The 17,220-nt window shown below is 68.7% G+C and carries 12 protein-coding genes; 9 read left to right on the top strand and 3 right to left on the bottom strand.

The genetic code is table 11. From position 1 onward, the window contains the following. Positions 1 to 77 precede the first annotated feature (77 nt). Both guaA and AC36XV_RS01300 read left to right on the top strand, forming a co-directional pair. Positions 78 to 1,898, top strand: coding sequence for a glutamine-hydrolyzing GMP synthase (gene guaA / locus AC36XV_RS01305; protein ID WP_492201873.1), 1,821 nt, complete (start codon positions 78 to 80; stop codon positions 1,896 to 1,898). A gap of 25 nt (positions 1,899 to 1,923) precedes the next feature. Then, a complete protein-coding gene (locus AC36XV_RS01300; RefSeq protein ID WP_492201872.1) occupies positions 1,924 to 2,496 on the top strand; it encodes a hypothetical protein in 573 nt (190 codons plus the stop codon). 24 nt (positions 2,497 to 2,520) lie between these two features. Here AC36XV_RS01300 and yhbY read toward each other — a convergent pair whose 3' ends face one another. Continuing rightward, positions 2,521 to 2,820 (bottom strand): ribosome assembly RNA-binding protein YhbY, encoded by a 300-nt coding sequence (yhbY, locus tag AC36XV_RS01295; RefSeq protein WP_492201875.1) that lies wholly within the window; start codon positions 2,818 to 2,820, stop codon positions 2,521 to 2,523. Between the two features lie 175 nt (positions 2,821 to 2,995). On the opposite strand from yhbY, the gene AC36XV_RS01290 reads away from it, so the two are divergent. Together AC36XV_RS01290 and AC36XV_RS01285 are read left to right on the top strand one after the other, a co-directional pair. Then, on the top strand, positions 2,996 to 3,721 hold the full coding sequence (locus AC36XV_RS01290) for a CPBP family intramembrane glutamic endopeptidase (RefSeq protein ID WP_492201871.1): 726 nt from the start codon (positions 2,996 to 2,998) through the stop codon (positions 3,719 to 3,721). Positions 3,722 to 3,732: 11 nt separating this feature from the next. After that, the gene (locus AC36XV_RS01285; RefSeq protein WP_492201870.1) at positions 3,733 to 4,677 is read left to right on the top strand and encodes an SMP-30/gluconolactonase/LRE family protein; all 945 of its coding nucleotides are present in this window, start codon (positions 3,733 to 3,735) and stop codon (positions 4,675 to 4,677) included. A gap of 31 nt (positions 4,678 to 4,708) precedes the next feature. Here the strand turns inward: AC36XV_RS01285 and AC36XV_RS01280 are convergent, their stop codons facing one another. Continuing rightward, the gene (locus tag AC36XV_RS01280) at positions 4,709 to 4,987 is read right to left on the bottom strand and encodes a hypothetical protein (protein ID WP_492201869.1); all 279 of its coding nucleotides are present in this window, start codon (positions 4,985 to 4,987) and stop codon (positions 4,709 to 4,711) included. A gap of 116 nt (positions 4,988 to 5,103) precedes the next feature. On the opposite strand from AC36XV_RS01280, the gene AC36XV_RS01275 reads away from it, so the two are divergent. Further along, a complete protein-coding gene (locus AC36XV_RS01275; RefSeq protein ID WP_492201868.1) occupies positions 5,104 to 6,714 on the top strand; it encodes a serine hydrolase in 1,611 nt (536 codons plus the stop codon). Between the two features lie 11 nt (positions 6,715 to 6,725). Here AC36XV_RS01275 and purL read toward each other — a convergent pair whose 3' ends face one another. Further along, positions 6,726 to 10,709, bottom strand: a complete 3,984-nt coding sequence (gene purL / locus AC36XV_RS01270; RefSeq protein WP_492201867.1) for a phosphoribosylformylglycinamidine synthase — start codon at positions 10,707 to 10,709, stop codon at positions 6,726 to 6,728. Positions 10,710 to 10,823: 114 nt separating this feature from the next. Here purL and AC36XV_RS01265 point away from each other — a divergent pair, with 114 nt between their 5' ends. From AC36XV_RS01265 to AC36XV_RS01250, 4 genes are all read left to right on the top strand, one after another. Continuing rightward, the gene (locus tag AC36XV_RS01265; RefSeq protein WP_492201866.1) at positions 10,824 to 11,189 is read left to right on the top strand and encodes a co-chaperone GroES; all 366 of its coding nucleotides are present in this window, start codon (positions 10,824 to 10,826) and stop codon (positions 11,187 to 11,189) included. Positions 11,190 to 11,233: 44 nt separating this feature from the next. Beyond that, on the top strand, positions 11,234 to 12,430 hold the full coding sequence (locus AC36XV_RS01260) for a hypothetical protein (protein WP_492201865.1): 1,197 nt from the start codon (positions 11,234 to 11,236) through the stop codon (positions 12,428 to 12,430). An 81-nt stretch (positions 12,431 to 12,511) separates the two neighbouring features. After that, the gene (lacZ, locus tag AC36XV_RS01255; protein ID WP_492201864.1) at positions 12,512 to 15,760 is read left to right on the top strand and encodes a beta-galactosidase, LacZ type; all 3,249 of its coding nucleotides are present in this window, start codon (positions 12,512 to 12,514) and stop codon (positions 15,758 to 15,760) included. After that, positions 15,757 to 17,103 (top strand): Gfo/Idh/MocA family protein, encoded by a 1,347-nt coding sequence (locus AC36XV_RS01250; RefSeq protein WP_492201863.1) that lies wholly within the window; start codon positions 15,757 to 15,759, stop codon positions 17,101 to 17,103. The genes lacZ and AC36XV_RS01250 overlap by 4 nt, the downstream gene beginning before the upstream one ends. The last annotated feature ends 117 nt before the right edge of the window (positions 17,104 to 17,220 follow it).

Here is a 17,220-nt window from a genome sequence, read left to right as displayed (position 1 = left end):
GGCCGACGGGGTTGCGGGTCCGGTCGCGTGTGCGTATTCCCGTGCCAACAGGACGCCCAACCGACACAAGAGGAGCCATGCAGCACGACGCCATCGCGGTCATCGATTTCGGCGGTCAGTACGCCCACCTCATCGCGACGAAGGTCCGGCGTCACGGCGTGCTCGCGGAGATCCGCCAGCCGGAGGACCCGATCGAGGCCTTCGCCCCCTACCGGGGGATCATCATTTCGGGCAGTCCCTCGCTCGCCTCGCACGGCGAGGACTCGGAGTACAACAAGGGCATCTACGATCTGGACGTTCCGATCATCGGTTTCTGTTTCGGCCACCAGGAGATCGCGCAGCACTACGGCGGCAAGGTGGTGCACGGCGGGCGGCAGTGGGGCCGCACCGAGCTGCATCTGACCGGAGAGCACGAGCTCTTCCGGGGGCTCGACCCGGTGCAGCCCGTGTGGATGAGCCACTACGACTCGGTGACGGAGGTGGGACCGCAGTTCGAGGAGCTCGGCTGGAGCGCCACCACGGCGGAGGGACCCGGTCACCGGTACGCGGCCATCGGATCGGATTCGCTCCGCCGTTACGGATTTCAGTTTCACCCGGAAGTCGACGACACGGTGCACGGCGACGACATGATCGCGAACTTCGTCCTGAACATCTGCGGCTGCGCGCCGTCCTGGACGATGGATGCCTTCATGGCCGAGGAGATGCAGAAGATCCGAAGTCAGGTCGGGGACCGGTCGGTGTTCCTCCTCGCCTCGGGGGGAGTGGACTCGACGGTGGCGGCCACCATGCTCACCGGAGCGCTCGGTCCCGACCGGGTGGACCTCCTGCACGTGGACAACGGGCTCATGCGGAAGGACGAGAGCCGGAGCGTGCTCGAGTTCTTCGCCGGTCTCGGGCTCGGGTCGCACGTCCACTTCGTGGATGCGAGCGACCGCTTCCTCCGGGCCCTCGATGGGCTGATCGATCCCGAGGAAAAACGAAGGGCGATCGGAGATGCGTTCATCGCGGTCTTCCGCGACGAGGCGAGCCGCCTGGGGATCGAGGAGCACCTGCTGGGCCAGGGCACGATCTATCCCGACACGATCGAAACGGGAGGAACGGCCCGGGCGGACACGATCAAGACCCACCACAACCGCGTGCCGATCGTGGAAGAGATGATCGAGCAGGGACGGGTGATCGAGCCGCTCAAGGAGCTCTACAAGGTCGAGGTCCGTGAGCTGGGCGAGAAGCTCGGGATTCCCCACGAGCTCGTATGGCGGCATCCGTTCCCGGGCCCGGGCCTCGGGGTGCGCTGCCTGTGTGGTGACGGTGAGGGCGATCGCGCGGGCTTCGAGGCGCTCGAGCCCGAGGTGAAGAGGGTGGCCCGGGAGTTCGGGCTGGAAGGGACCCCGCTTCCCATCCGCTCGGTCGGCGTCAAGGCGGACCTGAGGGCGTACGAGCACCCGGTCCTGGTGACCGGCTCCGCGGACTGGAACCGTCTCCTCGAGGCTGCGTCGGTCCTCACCGCCGACGTGCCCGGAGTCAACCGGTGCATCTGGAATCTCGAGACCGAGGTTCCTGGAACGGCGGCGCCCCTGCGGGCTACGATGACACGGGAGCGGCTCGACCGGCTCCGTGAGGCGGATCATATCGTGATGGAGGGGCTTCGATCCCACGGACTGTACGACGAGATCTGGCAGTGCCCGACGGTGCTCATTCCGCTCGACCTCAAGGGCGACGGAGGAGAGCTGGTCGTGGTGCGCCCGGTGTACTCGAAGCGGGCTATGACCGCGGCCCCCGTCGAGCTTCCCGCGGCCCTGCTCGACGAGCTGCGAGCGGACATTCTCGCCCTCGACGGAGTTTCCGGGCTCGCGCTCGACATCACGTCAAAGCCGCCGGGCACGATCGAGTGGGAGTAGGGCCGGGGCCGGGCTCACAACGCCGATGAACCGGAAGACCCTGCCGCACCGCATAGCAACGTGGATTCTCGTGGCCCTGATCGCCGCCACGCTCCTCCGCACGTGGGACCGACTTCGATCTCCACCTCCGCCCGCGCAGCCCCGCTCGATCGAGCGGCCCGACCTCGTGAAGTGGGAGATGCCGGGCTGCTACGCGCTCCGCGTCCACGAGTGGGAATGGACGTCACGACCGTCCGACACCCTCGACGTGCCTTCCTTTCTGGAACTTCCGACGCGCGTGAGGCTGCTGCCGGACTCGACGGACCGGTGGATGCGGGGCCGGGTCACGTACCGGGCGGTCCCGATGACCGGAGATCACGATCGCCGCCTGCGGGATTACCTGAGGTGGGTGGTGCGGGCGGATACCCTGTGGATCATCTGGTCCGATCGGCAGGCCGGAGGAGGCGTGGCCCTCCGCTCGGTGGGCGACAGCCTGCTGGGCCGCGCCCGGGTGTTCGACCGGCGGCTACGGATGGACGGAAGCGCCGGCGCCGCCGCGTGGAGACTCGACTGTCGCACCCTCGAGCGTTACCGGGAGCGCAGCACCCCGCGTCGCTGATTCGATCCGACCGTACGGGCCGGTCTACGGAAGCTCGATCTCGGGGTCGTCCGGGTCGGGGCGGAACAGGACGACCGTGCGCCCGATCACCTGCACCAGGTGCGCGTCCCCCAGGCCGATCACGAGGGCCTCGGCCGTCTCGCGTGCCCCGGCCGGCGCCGAGTCCTGTACCTTGACCTTGAGCAACTCCCGGGTGTTGAACGCTTCGCGCAGGGCATCCAGGGTCCGGTCGGTGACGCCATCCTTCCCGATGTGGTGGATCGGCTTCAGGGAGTGCGCGAGCGACTTCAAATGCGCCCGCTGCCGCGTCGTGAGCGTTTCGATGGTTCCTCCTCCGTTCGGTGACCGCCGGCGCGCCGGCCGGCGCCGGTACGCAAGATAGAATACCGACGGGCGGCGCCAAGGGCCTCCCGGCGACGCGGTTCCCGTCGCTGACACCCGGGCCTCCGACCCTGCGTACGGACAGGGAACGGGACGCGAACCCATTCCCGGAGGCTCCATGAAGAACGGCGAACCCGTCTCAGGCGTGATCGATCGCCGCGAAAGCCTGGCCGCGATCCTCTACTTCCTGGCGTACATGGCCTTCAGCTTCGTGAGCCCCGGTTCCGAGGCCCGCCACTACCTGATGCTGGTCGCGCTTCCGCTGGTCATCGTCACGCTGTTGAGGGGACCGGGATCCGCGGGTCGGAGCGTCTCCGCGATCCTGGCGTCGTTTGGCCTCCAGCGCGGAAACCTGCGCACCGGCCTGCTGTGGGCGGTGGTCGTCGGTCTCGCCCTCGGTGTCTTCCAGCTGACGCAGCGTCGGGCCGGGCCGGAGCTCTGGGAGCTGATCCGTTCGGGAAAGGTTCTCTATCTTCTTCCCCTCGCGGCGCTGTTCGGATTCCTCACGGCCGGCTTCACGGAGGAGTTCTTCTTCCGCGGCTTCCTCCAGACGCGCATCGAGAGGCTGTCCGGCCGACCGTGGCTGGCCGTGCTCCTCGCGGCACTCTGCTTCGGGCTGTACCACGTCCCTTACGCGTACCTGAATCCGAACTGGCCGACTGCTGGAGACCTGAGCGCCGCTTTCGGTGTCGGCATGATGGAAGGGTCGATGGGTGGCTTGATACTCGGTGCCGGCTACGTGTTATGGAAGAGGAACCTCCTCGCGTGCATCGTGCTGCACGCCATGATCGACGCGGTTCCGATCATGACGATGATCAAGTTCGGTGGAGGGAGCGGCAGCTGAGGGAGGGTGAGATGACCCGGTTGGCGACACCAAGTCTCCTGGTATGGCTTCTCCTGGCGATCTTCGCCGCACACCCCGCCGCGGGCCAGGAGGGCAGAGGCGATGCCGAGTTTCCGGTTCAGCCGAGGATCCTCGTGGACGGGGCCTTCCAGCGATGCGAGGGCATCGCTTTCAACGGTGGCGGAGAGTTGTACGTGTCGGGGAACGCGGCGCTGTGGCGCGTCGGAACGGACGGCGGACTGACACGGATCGGCCGGATGTACTCCAACCTGGGTCTCGCACCGATCGGGGAGAGGGACATCCTGATGGCCGACTTCGGTCCGACAAACCGGTTCGATGCCGGACCCAACGCAGATGGGATCGTGTGGCGCGTGACCCCGGAGGGAGACACGACACGCGTCGTGGATGGCGGAATCGGCGACCCGAACTTCCTGCTCGTGCTCGCCGACGGCTCATTCCTGGTGACGGACGATGCCACCGATGAGATCCTGCGGGTCGGTCCCGGCGACCGACCGCGCCTGTTCACGGATGCGGTGGGCCATCCGAACGGACTCGCGCTTTCGGAGGACGGTCGGTCGCTCTACGTGGCCCAGATATTCGAGAGTCTGCGTCCGCTCGTGACGAGCGGAAAGCTGTGGAGGATTCCGCTCGAGGACGGAGAGATAGCCGGGTCTCCCGAGCTGCTCGCGGATCTCGGCGACCGTGCGGCCAACGACGGGCTCGCGCTGGACGAGTCGGGTCGGGTCTACGTGGCTGCGAACGGGCTCGGACAGATATGGCGCGTCGATCCGGACAGCGGCGAAACCGTGCTGATCGCAGAGAGCATGCCCGGTGCCGCGAGCATCGCGTTCGGACGAGGAGCGTTCGATCCAGAGTCGATCTACGTCACGTCTACGCGAACAGGCCGCGTCTGGGAGGTCCCGGTCGGTGCGCGAGGAGCGAGTCTGTACCGCTGAGCGTGAACGCGACCCGCAGGGTCCCGGCGACTCAGCTACCCGCCCTCGCCGACCATGCGTCGGCCACCCAGTCCGAGATCCCCTGGATGCCGAGGATCAGCCGGTCGCCGATCCATCCGAAGGCGTTGCCCACGACGGTCTCGTCGAGCAGCCCCGCCCACACGGCGAGAAGCGCCAGGGCCGTGATCACGAGGGCCGGCTTCAGGATGACCTTCACCGTCTCCCGGATCACCACCAGGGCCACGAGGCCGAGGAGCAGGAAGAAGGTGACCGCACCGACGAGAGAAGGAGAGATCGCTGGTTCCTGCACGGTTCGGCCTCCCGTGGGAGGAATACGGTTTCAGAGGTTCCTACGCCTCCGGCCGCGCTCTAGATTCAACCTGTCCACCGCCAGCCGATTCCGCACCCTTCGACAGGAAGCCCACGATGAGGTCCTTTCGCCTGCCGTCGCTCACGGTCGCCCTGATGGCCGGATTCGTCGCCGCCATTGCGGTCTCTCCTTCCCCGGCTCGCTCACAGGAGCCGGCCCTCGCCGAGCCGGCTTCCCCCACGGGAGTTCCCGGTCTCGATGCCTGGGTGGAACGGGCGCTCGAGACCTTCGACGTGCCCGGCGCGGCGGTCACCATCGTCAAGGACGGAGAGGTCGTGCAGGCACGCGGGTACGGTACGCGCCGGATCCACGTGGGCCCGCCCGTCGACGAGCACACCCGTTTCGGAATCGCCTCGAACACCAAGGCCTTCACCGCGACGGCGCTCGGCCTGCTCGTGGAGCAGGGAGACCTGGACTGGGATGGCCGGGTGATCGACTACCTGCCCTGGTTCCAGATGTGGGACCCGTGGGTGACGCGCGAGATGACGATCCGCGATCTGCTGGTGCACCGCAGCGGGCTCGGCCTCGGACAGGGGGACCTCCTCTACTGGCCCGAATCGAACGTGACGCGGAGGGAGATCGTCGAGGCGATCCGCTACCTGGAGCCGGCGACGAGCTTCCGGAGCGCGTACGCCTACGACAACATCCTGTATCACGTCGCCGCGCTGGTCATCGAGGCGGCGAGCGGGCTCACCTGGGAAGACTTCGTCCAGACCCGGATTCTCGATCCGCTCGCCATGGCGGACACGCGCGTGTCCCGGGCATCCACCCTGGAGGAGGGCAACGTGGCGACACCCCACGCCCGGGTGGAGGGGGAAGTGCGACCGGTGAAGCCTCTCGCCGCCACGGCCACGAATGCCGCCGGAGGGATCAACTCCACGGCCGCGGACATGGCGAAATGGCTCATCGTCCAGCTGGATTCGGGCCGCGTGGCCGGGTCGGAGCGTCTCTTCGAGCCCGCGACGACCCGCCAGCTCTGGGGACCCGTGACGCCGATGCCGACCGGCCGGTGGCCCGAGGTCCTGGGGCCGGCACAACCCCAGTTTCAGTCGTACGCGCTCGGATTCGTGGTGCGTGACTACCGCGGCCACAAGCTGATCACGCACACGGGAGGCCTTCCGGGATACGTGTCCCGCGTCGCCATGGTCCCGGACCTGAAGCTCGGGGTGGCCGTGCTCACCAACCAGGAAGCCGGCGCGGCCTTCGAGGCGATTACCTATCACATTCTGGACCACTACCTCGAGGCCGAGCCACGCGACTGGATCTCGGCGTACGCGGGCCTCATGGCGCTCCGCGATTCCGCTACGGCGGCGCGGGATCGTTCCGAGGCCGCCGCCCGGGACACCTCCGCCCATCCGTCCCTGCCGCTCCCGGCGTACGCGGGCACGTACCGGGACGCGTGGTACGGCGACGTGTACGTGCAGGAGGGAGAGGACGGCCTGGTCATCCAGTTCGGGCGAACCCCATCGCTGCTCGGCGACCTGGAGCCGTGGCAGTTCGACACGTTCTACGTCCGCTGGCGGGACCGGGAGCTCCGGGCGGATGCGCTCATCACGTTCGAGCTGGATGTGGATGGCGAGGTGCAGCGGGCCCGAATGAAGGCGGCTTCACCGTCGGTGGACTTCAGCTACGATTTCCACGACCTGGATCTGGTGCGGCAGCCCTGACCCGGGACCGGTCAGGCCCCTTCGCACCACTGACGGGCGTTCTGGAACATCCGGAGCCACGGCGAGGGGAAGGGTTCTCCGCGGGTCGCGGCCTCCCGGATGGCGGTCTGCCATTCGGGAGGGTTCCAGCCGCACTGCCAGCTGAGGAAGCCGCGCTCGGGGTGCGGCATGATCGCCAGGTGGCGGCCGTCGGGTGAGCAGAGGGCGGCGATCCCGGCTGCCGATCCGTTCGGGTTGAAGGGATACCGCTCGGTCGTCTCACCCGAGTCATCCACGAAGCGCACGGGCGCGAGCCCCTCTGTCTCCACCCTGTCCAGAATCTCGTCGTCCGGGAAGAACGCCCGGCCTTCCCCGTGCGCGAGCCACACGCCCAGGGTGGCGCCGGCCATCCCGCGTAGCAGCACGGACGGACTCTCGAGGATTCGAACGGTCGCGTACCGGCACTCGAACCGGTCCGATGCGTTGCGGATGAACCGCGGCTGCAGCTCGTCGGCGATGCCCCGCCACGGGACCCATCCGAGCAGGGCTTCGAGCTGGCAGCCGTTGCACACGCCGAGCGTGAAGGTGTCCGGACGCGAGGCGAACACGTCGAACTGCTCCGCGAGCTCCGGGTGGAAGCGGATCACGCCGGCCCAGCCCTTGGCCGAGTCGAGGACGTCCGCGTAGCTGAAGCCCCCGACGAAGGCGGCGCCGTTGAATCCCTCCATGCGCACGTCGCCGGCCAGCAGGTCGGCCATGGCCACGTCCCACGGCTCGAAGCCCGCCATGAAGAAGGCCGAGGTCATCTCCCGGTCGGAGTTGGAGCCTTCCTCCCGGACGATGGCGACCTTGGGTCTGGCCGCCCGGACGAGGATCTCCGGGGCCGTGGGCTCCATCTCCCAGGGCACGTGGAAGGTCGGTGCGACCCGGTCGCGGAGCCCGTCCCGCTCCTGTTCGACGCAATCCGGGTTGGCCTGCAGGAGGTCGAGCTGGAAGCTGGTGGCCTCCCACACATCGCGGAGGTCGCGCATGTCTGCCTCGAGCACGGACCGTCCGCCGACGGAGATCCGGATGTCCGGCGTCTGCGTGGCGTGTCCGATGTCGTAGCACGGTACGTTCGAGGCCTCGAACAGCGCCACGACCCTGTCGGCTCGCTCGACGGCGACTTCCATCACCAGCCCGAGCTCCTCGTTGAACAGCACGTCGAGCGCGCGCTCCGGGTCGCCCGGGACATCCACACGGAGTCCGCAGTTTCCGGCGAAGGCCATCTCGAGGAGCGTGGTGATCAGCCCCCCGTCGCTGCGGTCGTGCCCGGCCGTCAGGTGTCCTTCTCGAATCAGGCGCTGCGTGACCTCCAGCGCCCGCTTGAACTGCGGAGGGTCTCCCATGTCGGGCGGGTCCTCGCCCAACTGTCCGAACACGTGCGCGAGGGACGAGGCGCCGAGGCGGGTGAGGCCGTGGGCGAGGTCCACGTACAGGAGGCGCCCCGACTCCCCGAGCTCCAGGTCCGGAGTCACCACGCCGGTGATGTCCGGGCAGGTCACGTAGGCGGACACGACCAGCGCGCCCGGCGCCTTCACCGTCTCGTCCTCTCCCTCTGGCCCGGGAGCGAGGGCCGCCATCGAGAGGCTGTCCTTGCCACCGTCGATCGCGATGCCGAGCTGGGTGAGGCAGGCGCTGAGCGAAGCCGCGGCCATGGCCAGCGCCGCGCCCTCTCCCGGCAGCTTGGCGGCCCACATCCAGTTTCCCGAGCACTTGACGTCCTCCAGCGCGCTGACCGGCGCCCACACCAGGTTCGTGAGCGCCTCGCCCACGCACATGCGTGCCATCGACACGGGGTCCAGCAGAGTGTGCACCGGACGTTCCCCGATCGCCGTGGCACCGCCGGTGACGCCGAAGTGGCTCTGCCCGATCACCGCCACGTCCGCCACCGTGAGCTGAAGGGGCCCGGCCGTGGGCTGCCGGGCCACGAGCCCGGTGACGCACCGGTCGACCTTGGTGGTCAGGAACCGCTTCGAGCCCACCGAGAGAAGCCGGAGCACCCGGTCCAGGGCGTCGCGCACCGACAGGTCGTCCGGCAGGCGTAGCGGCTCGGTGACCGGCTGGACGCGCTGGAGCTCGAAGGTCTTGCGGGGCATGTCTCCGAGAACGTCGTCCAGATCGAGGTGGACCGGGGTCGTGTCGTCGACCGCATCGTGCAGGACGATCTTCCCGTCCCCGGTGACGCGCCCGACGAATGCGACCGGGACCTTCTCCCGCTCGGCGAGGGCGCGGAAGAGCTCCGCGTGCTCCGGTCTCAGGAGGAGGGCGTCGTTCTCCTGGTACTCGGCGCCCCAGATCTCGAGCACCGAGAGCGAGTCATCCCCCACCGGGATGTCCCGGACCTCGATCACGGCCCCGGCGGGCTCCACGATCTCTTTTAATACGTTGCAGTTGCCTCCCGCACCCTGGTCGTGGATGCTGACGATCGGATTGTCGTCGCCCATCTCGACGCAGGCCCGGAGGACGCGATTCACCTTCTGCTCCATCTCGGCGTCGCCCCGCTGCACCGCATTGAAGTCGAGCTCGGCCACGTTCTCGCCCTGCACCATGCTGGAGGCGGCGCCGCCTCCCATCCCGATCCGGTACGCGGGCCCGCCGATCTTCACCACCCACATTCCCGGCTCGGGAGGGTCCTTCTCCGTGTGACGCGCGTCGATCTGGCCGATTCCGCCGCTGAACATGATCGGCTTGATCCACTCCCGCCGCTCGCCGTCCGGGCCGCGGAAGCCGAACGACCGGGTGTACCCCTGGATCAGGGGCTCACCGAACTTGTTTCCGTAGTCGGAGGCGCCGTCCGACGCCTCGATCTCGATCTCGAGCGGCGAGGCCAGGTTGTTCGGGTAGGCGAAGTCGGGGTCCTCCCAGGGAAGGTCGTATCCCGGGATGTACAGGTTGCCCACGCAGTAGGCGGCCGTGCCGGCGACCACCAGCGAGCCCCTTCCTGCCGCGTGCACGTCGCGGATACGGCCTCCCGCCCCGGTTTCCGCGCCGGGGAAGGGCGCCACGCCGGAAGGGAAGTTGTGTGTCTCGGCCGTAAATATGACGTGGTACTCGGCCTCGGCCGGAACCATGCGCCCGGGCCGGCCCGGCTGCTCCGGCATCAGCGTGCGAACCGCGTATCCGCGGATGGCGCTCGAGTTGTCCTTGAACGCGATGACGCTGTTCCCCGGATTCGCATCCAGCGGCGCCCGGAGCAGCTGCATGAGACTGCGAGGCGCCTCGTGACCGTCGATGACCAGCCGACCCTTGAAGAACCAGTGCCTCGAATGCTCACTGTTCGATTGCGCGATGTCGAACAGCTCCACGTCCGTGGGGTCGCGCTTCACCTTCTCGCGAAACAGGCGGGTGTAGTAGTCGAGGTCCCAGTCATCGAAGGCGAGACCCATCGATCGATTGACCGCCTCGAGCGCCGCTCGCCCTCGCTCGACCACCGGCACCCTCCGCACCGGCTCCGGCCGGAGTCCGTGCTCGAAGGTGCCCAGCGGAGCGGGATACGGGCACTCCGTCATCCGGTCGTGCACCAGCTCCAGGAAAGCGGCGACCTGTCGATCGTCGAGCGGCGCATCGGCCTCGATCCGGTAGCGGCGCGATCTCTCGATCCGGCGTACGTCGTTCAGCCCGCAGGCCCGGCACACGGAGACCGCGTTGGTGGACCACGCGGTCGTGAAGCTCATCCGGGGGCCGACCTCCACCAGCCGAGCACCGCCGCCGCCGCGGCGCAGGCCGGCTTCGTCCACGCCATCGAGCAGAAAGCTCCTCGGCCCGAAGCGGTCCGGCTCGAACGTCTCTCGGAGGAGCCAGGTGAGGACGTGCTCATCGGCGTCGACCAGGGGGGCGGTCGTCTCGATGTTGAAGCAGGTCTCCGCACGGACGTCCCGGATGCGTCCGGACACGCGGGTTCGGGCTCGCTCGATGAGCGCCCGGCGGGCGGATTCGGAAATTCCGGGTTCGCGGTACCGATGAAGCAGGGTCATGAGGGGTGATAGGCCGGGGGCCGGGGCGCGTCAAGGCACCGCCCTCTTTGTCGCGGTTCGCGCCCCCGACGGGTATCTTGGACGCGAACCCGCAGACGATCCACGGAGGCCTCGATGGATGGCTGGAAGAAGCGACTGATCGTGGTCGGCGACCGCGTGCTGGTCTCTCCCGAGGAAGGGGAAGAGCGCACGCGCGTCGGTCTGTACCTGCCCTCCACCGCCGTGGACAAGAAGGAGGTCAAGGGCGGCACCGTCGTAGCCACGGGTCCCGGGACCCCCGTCTCCGCTCCCACGGAGCTGGATGAAGAGCCGTGGAAGATCCGCCAGGGGGAGGCCCGCTACATGCCCGTCCAGGCACAACCCGGCGACTACGCCCTCTTCTTCCGGCGCGCCGCGGTGGAGATCGAGTTCGAGGGCAAGACCTACCTCGTGGTTCCGCAGGCCGCGATCCTCACCCTCGTCCGGGAGGAGCTTCCCTGACCCCGACCCGCCTCCGAATCCGGCTGCCCGGTCGCCGGGACGGCGTGGCGCTGCCGCTCGTAGCCCTTCCTCTCCTGACGGTCGCCTGCACTCCCGCGGACGGACCGGACCCATCCACCGAGCGCACCAGCGAGGACGGGATCGAGCGCGTCGTCAACCGGGGCCCGGACGTTCCGCTTCCGTGGTCGCTTCACGACGCCCTCATCATCTCCCCGGACCTGGATGGTGAGGTACGATTCACGGAGGTCGCGCCCCCGGACGTCGGCGCCGACGGAGAGGGGCGGGTCTACGTGCTGGATGAATCCGGCGGACGCGTGATGGTCTTCGGCGCCACCGGCCGTCAGGTCGGAGTGGTGGGTCGGCCCGGTCGGGGCCCGGGCGAGCTGGCCGAGCCGGTCGCGCTGGGGGTGTCGGCGGCCGGCGACGTTGCCGTCTACGACTACGGGGCCGGCGGCGTCCGGCGGTGGAGCGTCGCCGGAGAGCGCTCCCTGGAACGGCTCGACGCCCCGTTCTGGGGGCCCGGACTCGGGGTGGCGCCCTGGGGCCTCGTGTATCCTTCTCTCGGGCCAGCCGAGTCGGGCCGGCGGGTGGTCCGTCTGGCGGTGCAAGGTGAGACGCGCGCCGGCTTTCTGACCGACCAGACTCAGCCGCTCGTCCCGGCGTCGTTTCCGTCCTGTGGCCTGGCGGCATCGCCCATGACGCCGATCTTCACGCCCGAGCTGATCTGGTCCTCGGCCGGCGACGTGGTGGTGGCGGCCACCGGCTCCGACTACGTGATTCAGCAGTTCGCGGGCGGAGCGCGTGCCCGGACGGTCGTGCGCGAGGTGCCGTCGCTCCCGACGAGCCGGGACATGACGTTGCAGGCGGCGGGCGATGGCATCGAGATCACCGTTCCGGTGCGCTGTCGCGTGCCGCCCGAGGAGGTCGTGGCGGCGCGGGGCTTCGCCTCCGTGGTCCCGGCGATCTCCGGGCTCGCCATCGCTCCGGACGGGTGGATCTGGGTGCGTCGCGCCGATCCGGGCGGCGGCGCCGCCGTCGCGGTCGACATTCTTCGTCCCGATGGCGCCTACGTCGGGACGCTGCCACCGGGGGTCCCCTTTCCGATCGCCTTCGCCGGCAGCGGCAGGGACTACCGTGCCGTTTCGATCCGCACGTCCGATCTCGGGGTGACCGAGATCGTGGTTCACCGAATCGACCGGGAGTCACGGGGCGAAGGGGAGGACCCGGCTCCGGGAACCTGACGGCGCCGGCCCAGGCCGTTCCGTCCCGCCCTCCTTCGTGATAACCTCCCTTGACCCGTTTCCCGGATGCGGAGTACGGACATGCTGCGAGCAGTGAAGGGCAGGGCCGCTCTGGCCCTCGTTCTGGCCACCGGTCTGCCGGGGATCGCGTCTGCCCAGGACGCGACCCGCTTCGCCGCGGGCCACCCCGATCTCGAGAACCCGGCCGTCTTCGAGCGCAACAAGGAGCCGGCCCGGGCCACCTTCACTCCGTTCCCCGACCGGGAGAGCGCCCTCGCCGGGGACCCGTCGGCATCTCCGTACGTGAGGTCGCTGGACGGCACGTGGAGATTCCACTGGGTCCGTGACCCCGCGGACCGGCCGGTCGATTTCGTCCGGCCGGACTTCGACGATGGGGCGTGGGACGAAATCCCGGTGCCGTCGAACTGGGAGCTCCTCGGCTACGGCGTTCCGATCTACACGAACATCCCGTATCCCTTTCCGCCCGATCCTCCGTTCGTACCGGAGGACTGGAACCCGGTGGGCTCGTATCGACGGACGTTCGAGGTCCCGGAGGCATGGGCCGGCATGCAGGTGTTCCTGCACTTCGGAAGCGTGAAGTCGGCGATGTACGTGTGGGTGAACGGACGGGCCGTCGGCTACAGCCAGGGGAGCAAGACGCCGGCGGAGTTCAACATCACTCCGTTTCTCGAGCCGGGCGCCAACACGCTCGCGGTACAGGTCTACCGCTTCTCCGACGGCGCCTATCTGGAGGGGCAGGACTACTGGAAGATCAGCGGGATCGAGCGGAGCGTGTACCTGGTGGCCATGCCGGGGGTGCACCTTCGCGACGTGTGGGCCCGTCCGGCACTCGACGCCGCCTACGTGGATGGGACGCTGACCATCGAAGCGGAGCTGAGAAGCGTCCTGGCCCGACCGATCAAGGCCTACCGCCTGGAAGCCGATCTTCTCGATCCCGAGGGGAACCCGGTGTTCGACGAACCGCTCACCACGACCTTCGGTCTGGAGGCCGACGGCACGGACGTCATCCTCCTGAGCCGGGCCGTGCCCGCACCCCTCCAGTGGACGGCCGAGACGCCGAACCTCTACTCGGTGGTCCTCACGCTGTCGGACGATGCGGGATCGATCCTCGAGGTCGTGCCGCTCAGGGTGGGATTCCGCACCGTGGAGATCCGGGACGGCATGCTCCAGGTGAACGGGGTGCCGGTGACGCTCCGGGGGGTGAACCGACATGAGCACGATCCCCACACGGGGCGGGTGATGTCCGAGGAGCTCATGCTGCGCGACCTCGAGATCCTGAAGCAGCACAACGTCAACGCCGTGCGGACCTCGCACTACCCGAGCGACCCCCGCTGGTACGATCTCGCCGACGAGTACGGGCTGTACATCGTGGACGAGGCCAACATCGAATCGCACGGCATGGGGTACGACCCGGAGGTCACCCTGGGCAACGACCCGGCGTGGCGTGCGGCGCACCTCGACCGGACGATCCGCATGGTGGTGCGGGACCGGAACCACCCGTCCGTGATCATCTGGTCCCTCGGCAACGAGGCCGGGGACGGGGTGAACTTCGAGGCCACCTCGGCCTGGGTCCACCAGGCGGACCCGAGCCGGCCCGTGCAGTACGAGCGGGCGGAGCTGCGCCCCCACGTGGACATCTACGCCCCGATGTACGCACGTATTCCGCACCTCCTCCAGTACGCTTCGGAGCCTCGCGACCGGCCGCTCATCCTGTGCGAGTACGCCCACGCCATGGGGAACAGCGTCGGCAACCTGCAGGACTACTGGGACGTGATCGAAGCGCACGAGCAGCTTCAGGGCGGGTTCATCTGGGACTACGCCGACCAGGGCCTGTACGCCGAGACGTGGCAGGGTGAGCCCTACTGGGCGTACGGAGGCGATTACGGGCCTCCGGGGGTGCCGAGCGACGGGAACTTCCTGATCAACGGGCTCGTGGCGCCGGACCGGACCTCGAACCCTCACTTCGAGGAAGTGCGAAAGGTCTACCAGAACATCCGCATCCGGGCGATCGATCCGGGGCGGGGGAGGATCCGGCTCGTAAACCGATTCGATTTCACGGACCTGGCGGCCTTCGCCGGCTCCTGGCAGCTGATGGGCGATGGGCGAGGGGTCATGGCCCGGGGCGACCTGGGGTGGCTCGAGCTGGCGCCGCACGACTCGATCGAGATCGACCTTCCGCTCCCGCCCATCGATCCGGCTCCCGGGGTGGAGTACTTCCTCACGGTCGAGTTCCGTGCCCGGGAGGATCGGCCGTTCCTGCCGGCCGGCTGGCTGGTGGCCTGGGAGCAGTTCCGGCTTCCCACGTACCGGCCGCCGCAGCCGGAATCCGCGGATGAGTTCCCCGAGCTCCGCGTGGTCGAGACCGGAGGCAGGATCACCGCGTCCGGTCCAGGTTTCACGGTCGGCGTCGATCGGCAGACGGGTCTCCTGGCCTCGTACGAAGTCGATGGCCGGCCGCTGCTCACCGGTCCCCTCGAGCCCGATTTCTGGCGGGCGCCCACCGACAACGACTATGGCAACGGGATGCCGCGCCGGCAGGGCGTGTGGAAGGACGCGGGCCGCATCCGGACGCTCGAGGAGCTGACATCCGTGGTATTGGGCCCCGGCCACCTGCGCGTCTCGGCGGTGCTGGGGCTGCCGGCGGTGCGGGGCACGCAGCACCTGATCTATGACGTGTTCGGGAACGGTGAGACGGTCGTGACGAGTCGTTTCGTTCCTCCGACCGCGAGACTCGGGGAGGAAGAGCTTCCCGACATCCCGCGGGTCGGGCTTCGGGTGGAGCTGGCCGGCGCGCTGGACGACGTGGAGTGGTACGGGCGCGGGCCGCACGAGAACTACTCGGACCGGAAGACGAGCGCTCCGGTGGGGGTCTACTCGGAGTCGGTCGACGACCTGTACTACCCGTACATTCGCCCGCAGGAGACCGGAAACCGGACGAAGGCCCGCTGGATCGCCTTCCGCGACGCGGAGGGGGTCGGGCTCGTCGTGCTGGGCCAGCCCACTCTGGACTGGAGCGCCCTTCGCTACCGCCAGGAGGACCTGGACGAGGGTTCCGCCAAGCGGGGGCGGCATACGTTCGACCTCGCCCGCAGGGAAGAGATCACCGTGCACCTCGATCATGCCCAGATGGGGGTCGGGGGAGACAACAGCTGGGGAGCCCAGCCACTGGACGAGTACCGACTGCCCGCGGGGGAATACGAGTGGACGTTCCGAATCGCTCCGCTCGGGCCCGGCCGGGCGGACCCCATGGGATGGCGCCACCGCAGCCCGCCCGCGGCAGAGAACCTCGAAACGGAGAGCCATCGATGACGCCGATCGGTCGACGTGACCTCGTGAAGGCCGGAGCGGGGACGGCGCTGGGCGTGTCCCTCGCCCCCGGGGTGCTGCTCGGACGCGGGTCGGGACGACGGGCCGACCGGCTGCGACTCGGGGTCATCGGGGTCGGCGGTCGAGGATCCTGGCTTCTCGGCCTGGCCGTTCGACGGGACGACGTCGAGGTGATGGCCGTCTGCGACATCGTGCCGGAGAAGGCCCGTCAGGCGGCGGACGCCGTGCGGGAGGCCGGGGGACGGGAGCCGCGCCAGTTCACGGCCGGCGACGAGGACTACCTGAACCTCCTCGACATGGACGACGTGGACGCGGTGATCATCGCGACGCCGTGGCTGTGGCACACGCCGATGGCGCTGGCGGCCATGGAACGGGGCAAGGCCGTCGGAGTGGAGGTGCCCGCGGCGACGACCTTGCAGGAGTGCTGGGACCTGGTCGACACCCAGGAGCGGACCGGAGTCCCGTTCATGATGCTCGAGAACGTGTGCTACCGCAGGGACGTGATGGCCGTGCTGCAGATCGTGCGTGAGGGGATGTTCGGGGAAATGATGAACCTGCACTGCGGGTACCAGCACGACCTCCGCGCCGTGAAGTTCAACCCCGGAGCCGAATTCGGGCCCGGGTCGAACGGAGAGGCCGTGTGGCGCACGGATCACTCGATCCACCGCAATGGCGACCTCTACCCCACGCACGGAATCGGACCGGTCGCTCAATGGCTGGACATCAACCGCGGCAACCGCTTCGCCTACCTGACGTCGCACGCCACCAAGACCCGGGGCCTGCACGAGTACGTGGTGGCGCAGGGAGGCGAGGATCATCCGAACGCGGACGTCCGGTTCAAGCTCGGCGACATCGTGACGACGATCATCCAGACCCGGAACGGCGAGACCGTCATGGTGTGCCACGACACCAACCTCCCGCGTCCCTACTCGCTCGCCTTTCGGGTACAGGGCACCCGGGGCCTGTGGATGAACGACAATCGGTCGATCTACATCGAGGGCGTGAGCCCCGAGGCGCACCGCTGGGAGCCCTTCGGGCCCTATCAGGAGAGGTTCGACCACCCCCTGTGGCGCCGCCATGCGGACGAGGCGGAGGGCGCCGGACACGGAGGCATGGACTTCTTCGTCCTCAACGCCTTCGTGGAGTCGGTGAAGCGAGGGGAGCCCACCCCTCTGGATGTGTACGACGCGGCCGCCTGGAGCGTGATCGGTCCTCTTTCCGAGCAGTCGATCGCCCTCGGCAGCCATCCGGTGACCTTCCCCGACTTCACCCGCGGGCAATGGGCGAAGCGCACCCCGATCTTCGCCTTCGACGATCGTTACTGACTCGGGCCGCCGGGTTTGCGCGTCGAAGGCGCAGCGACGAGATTGCCGCCGCTCGAAGCGGGCGACCGGCTTCTCTCCGTTCGCCCCGAATCCGGAACCACACTCAGGCAGGATCCA

Source organism: Candidatus Benthicola sp. (assembly GCF_058719085.1).
Note: the sequence above shows the minus strand (reverse complement) of the source record. Positions and strands in the feature narration are given on the sequence as shown.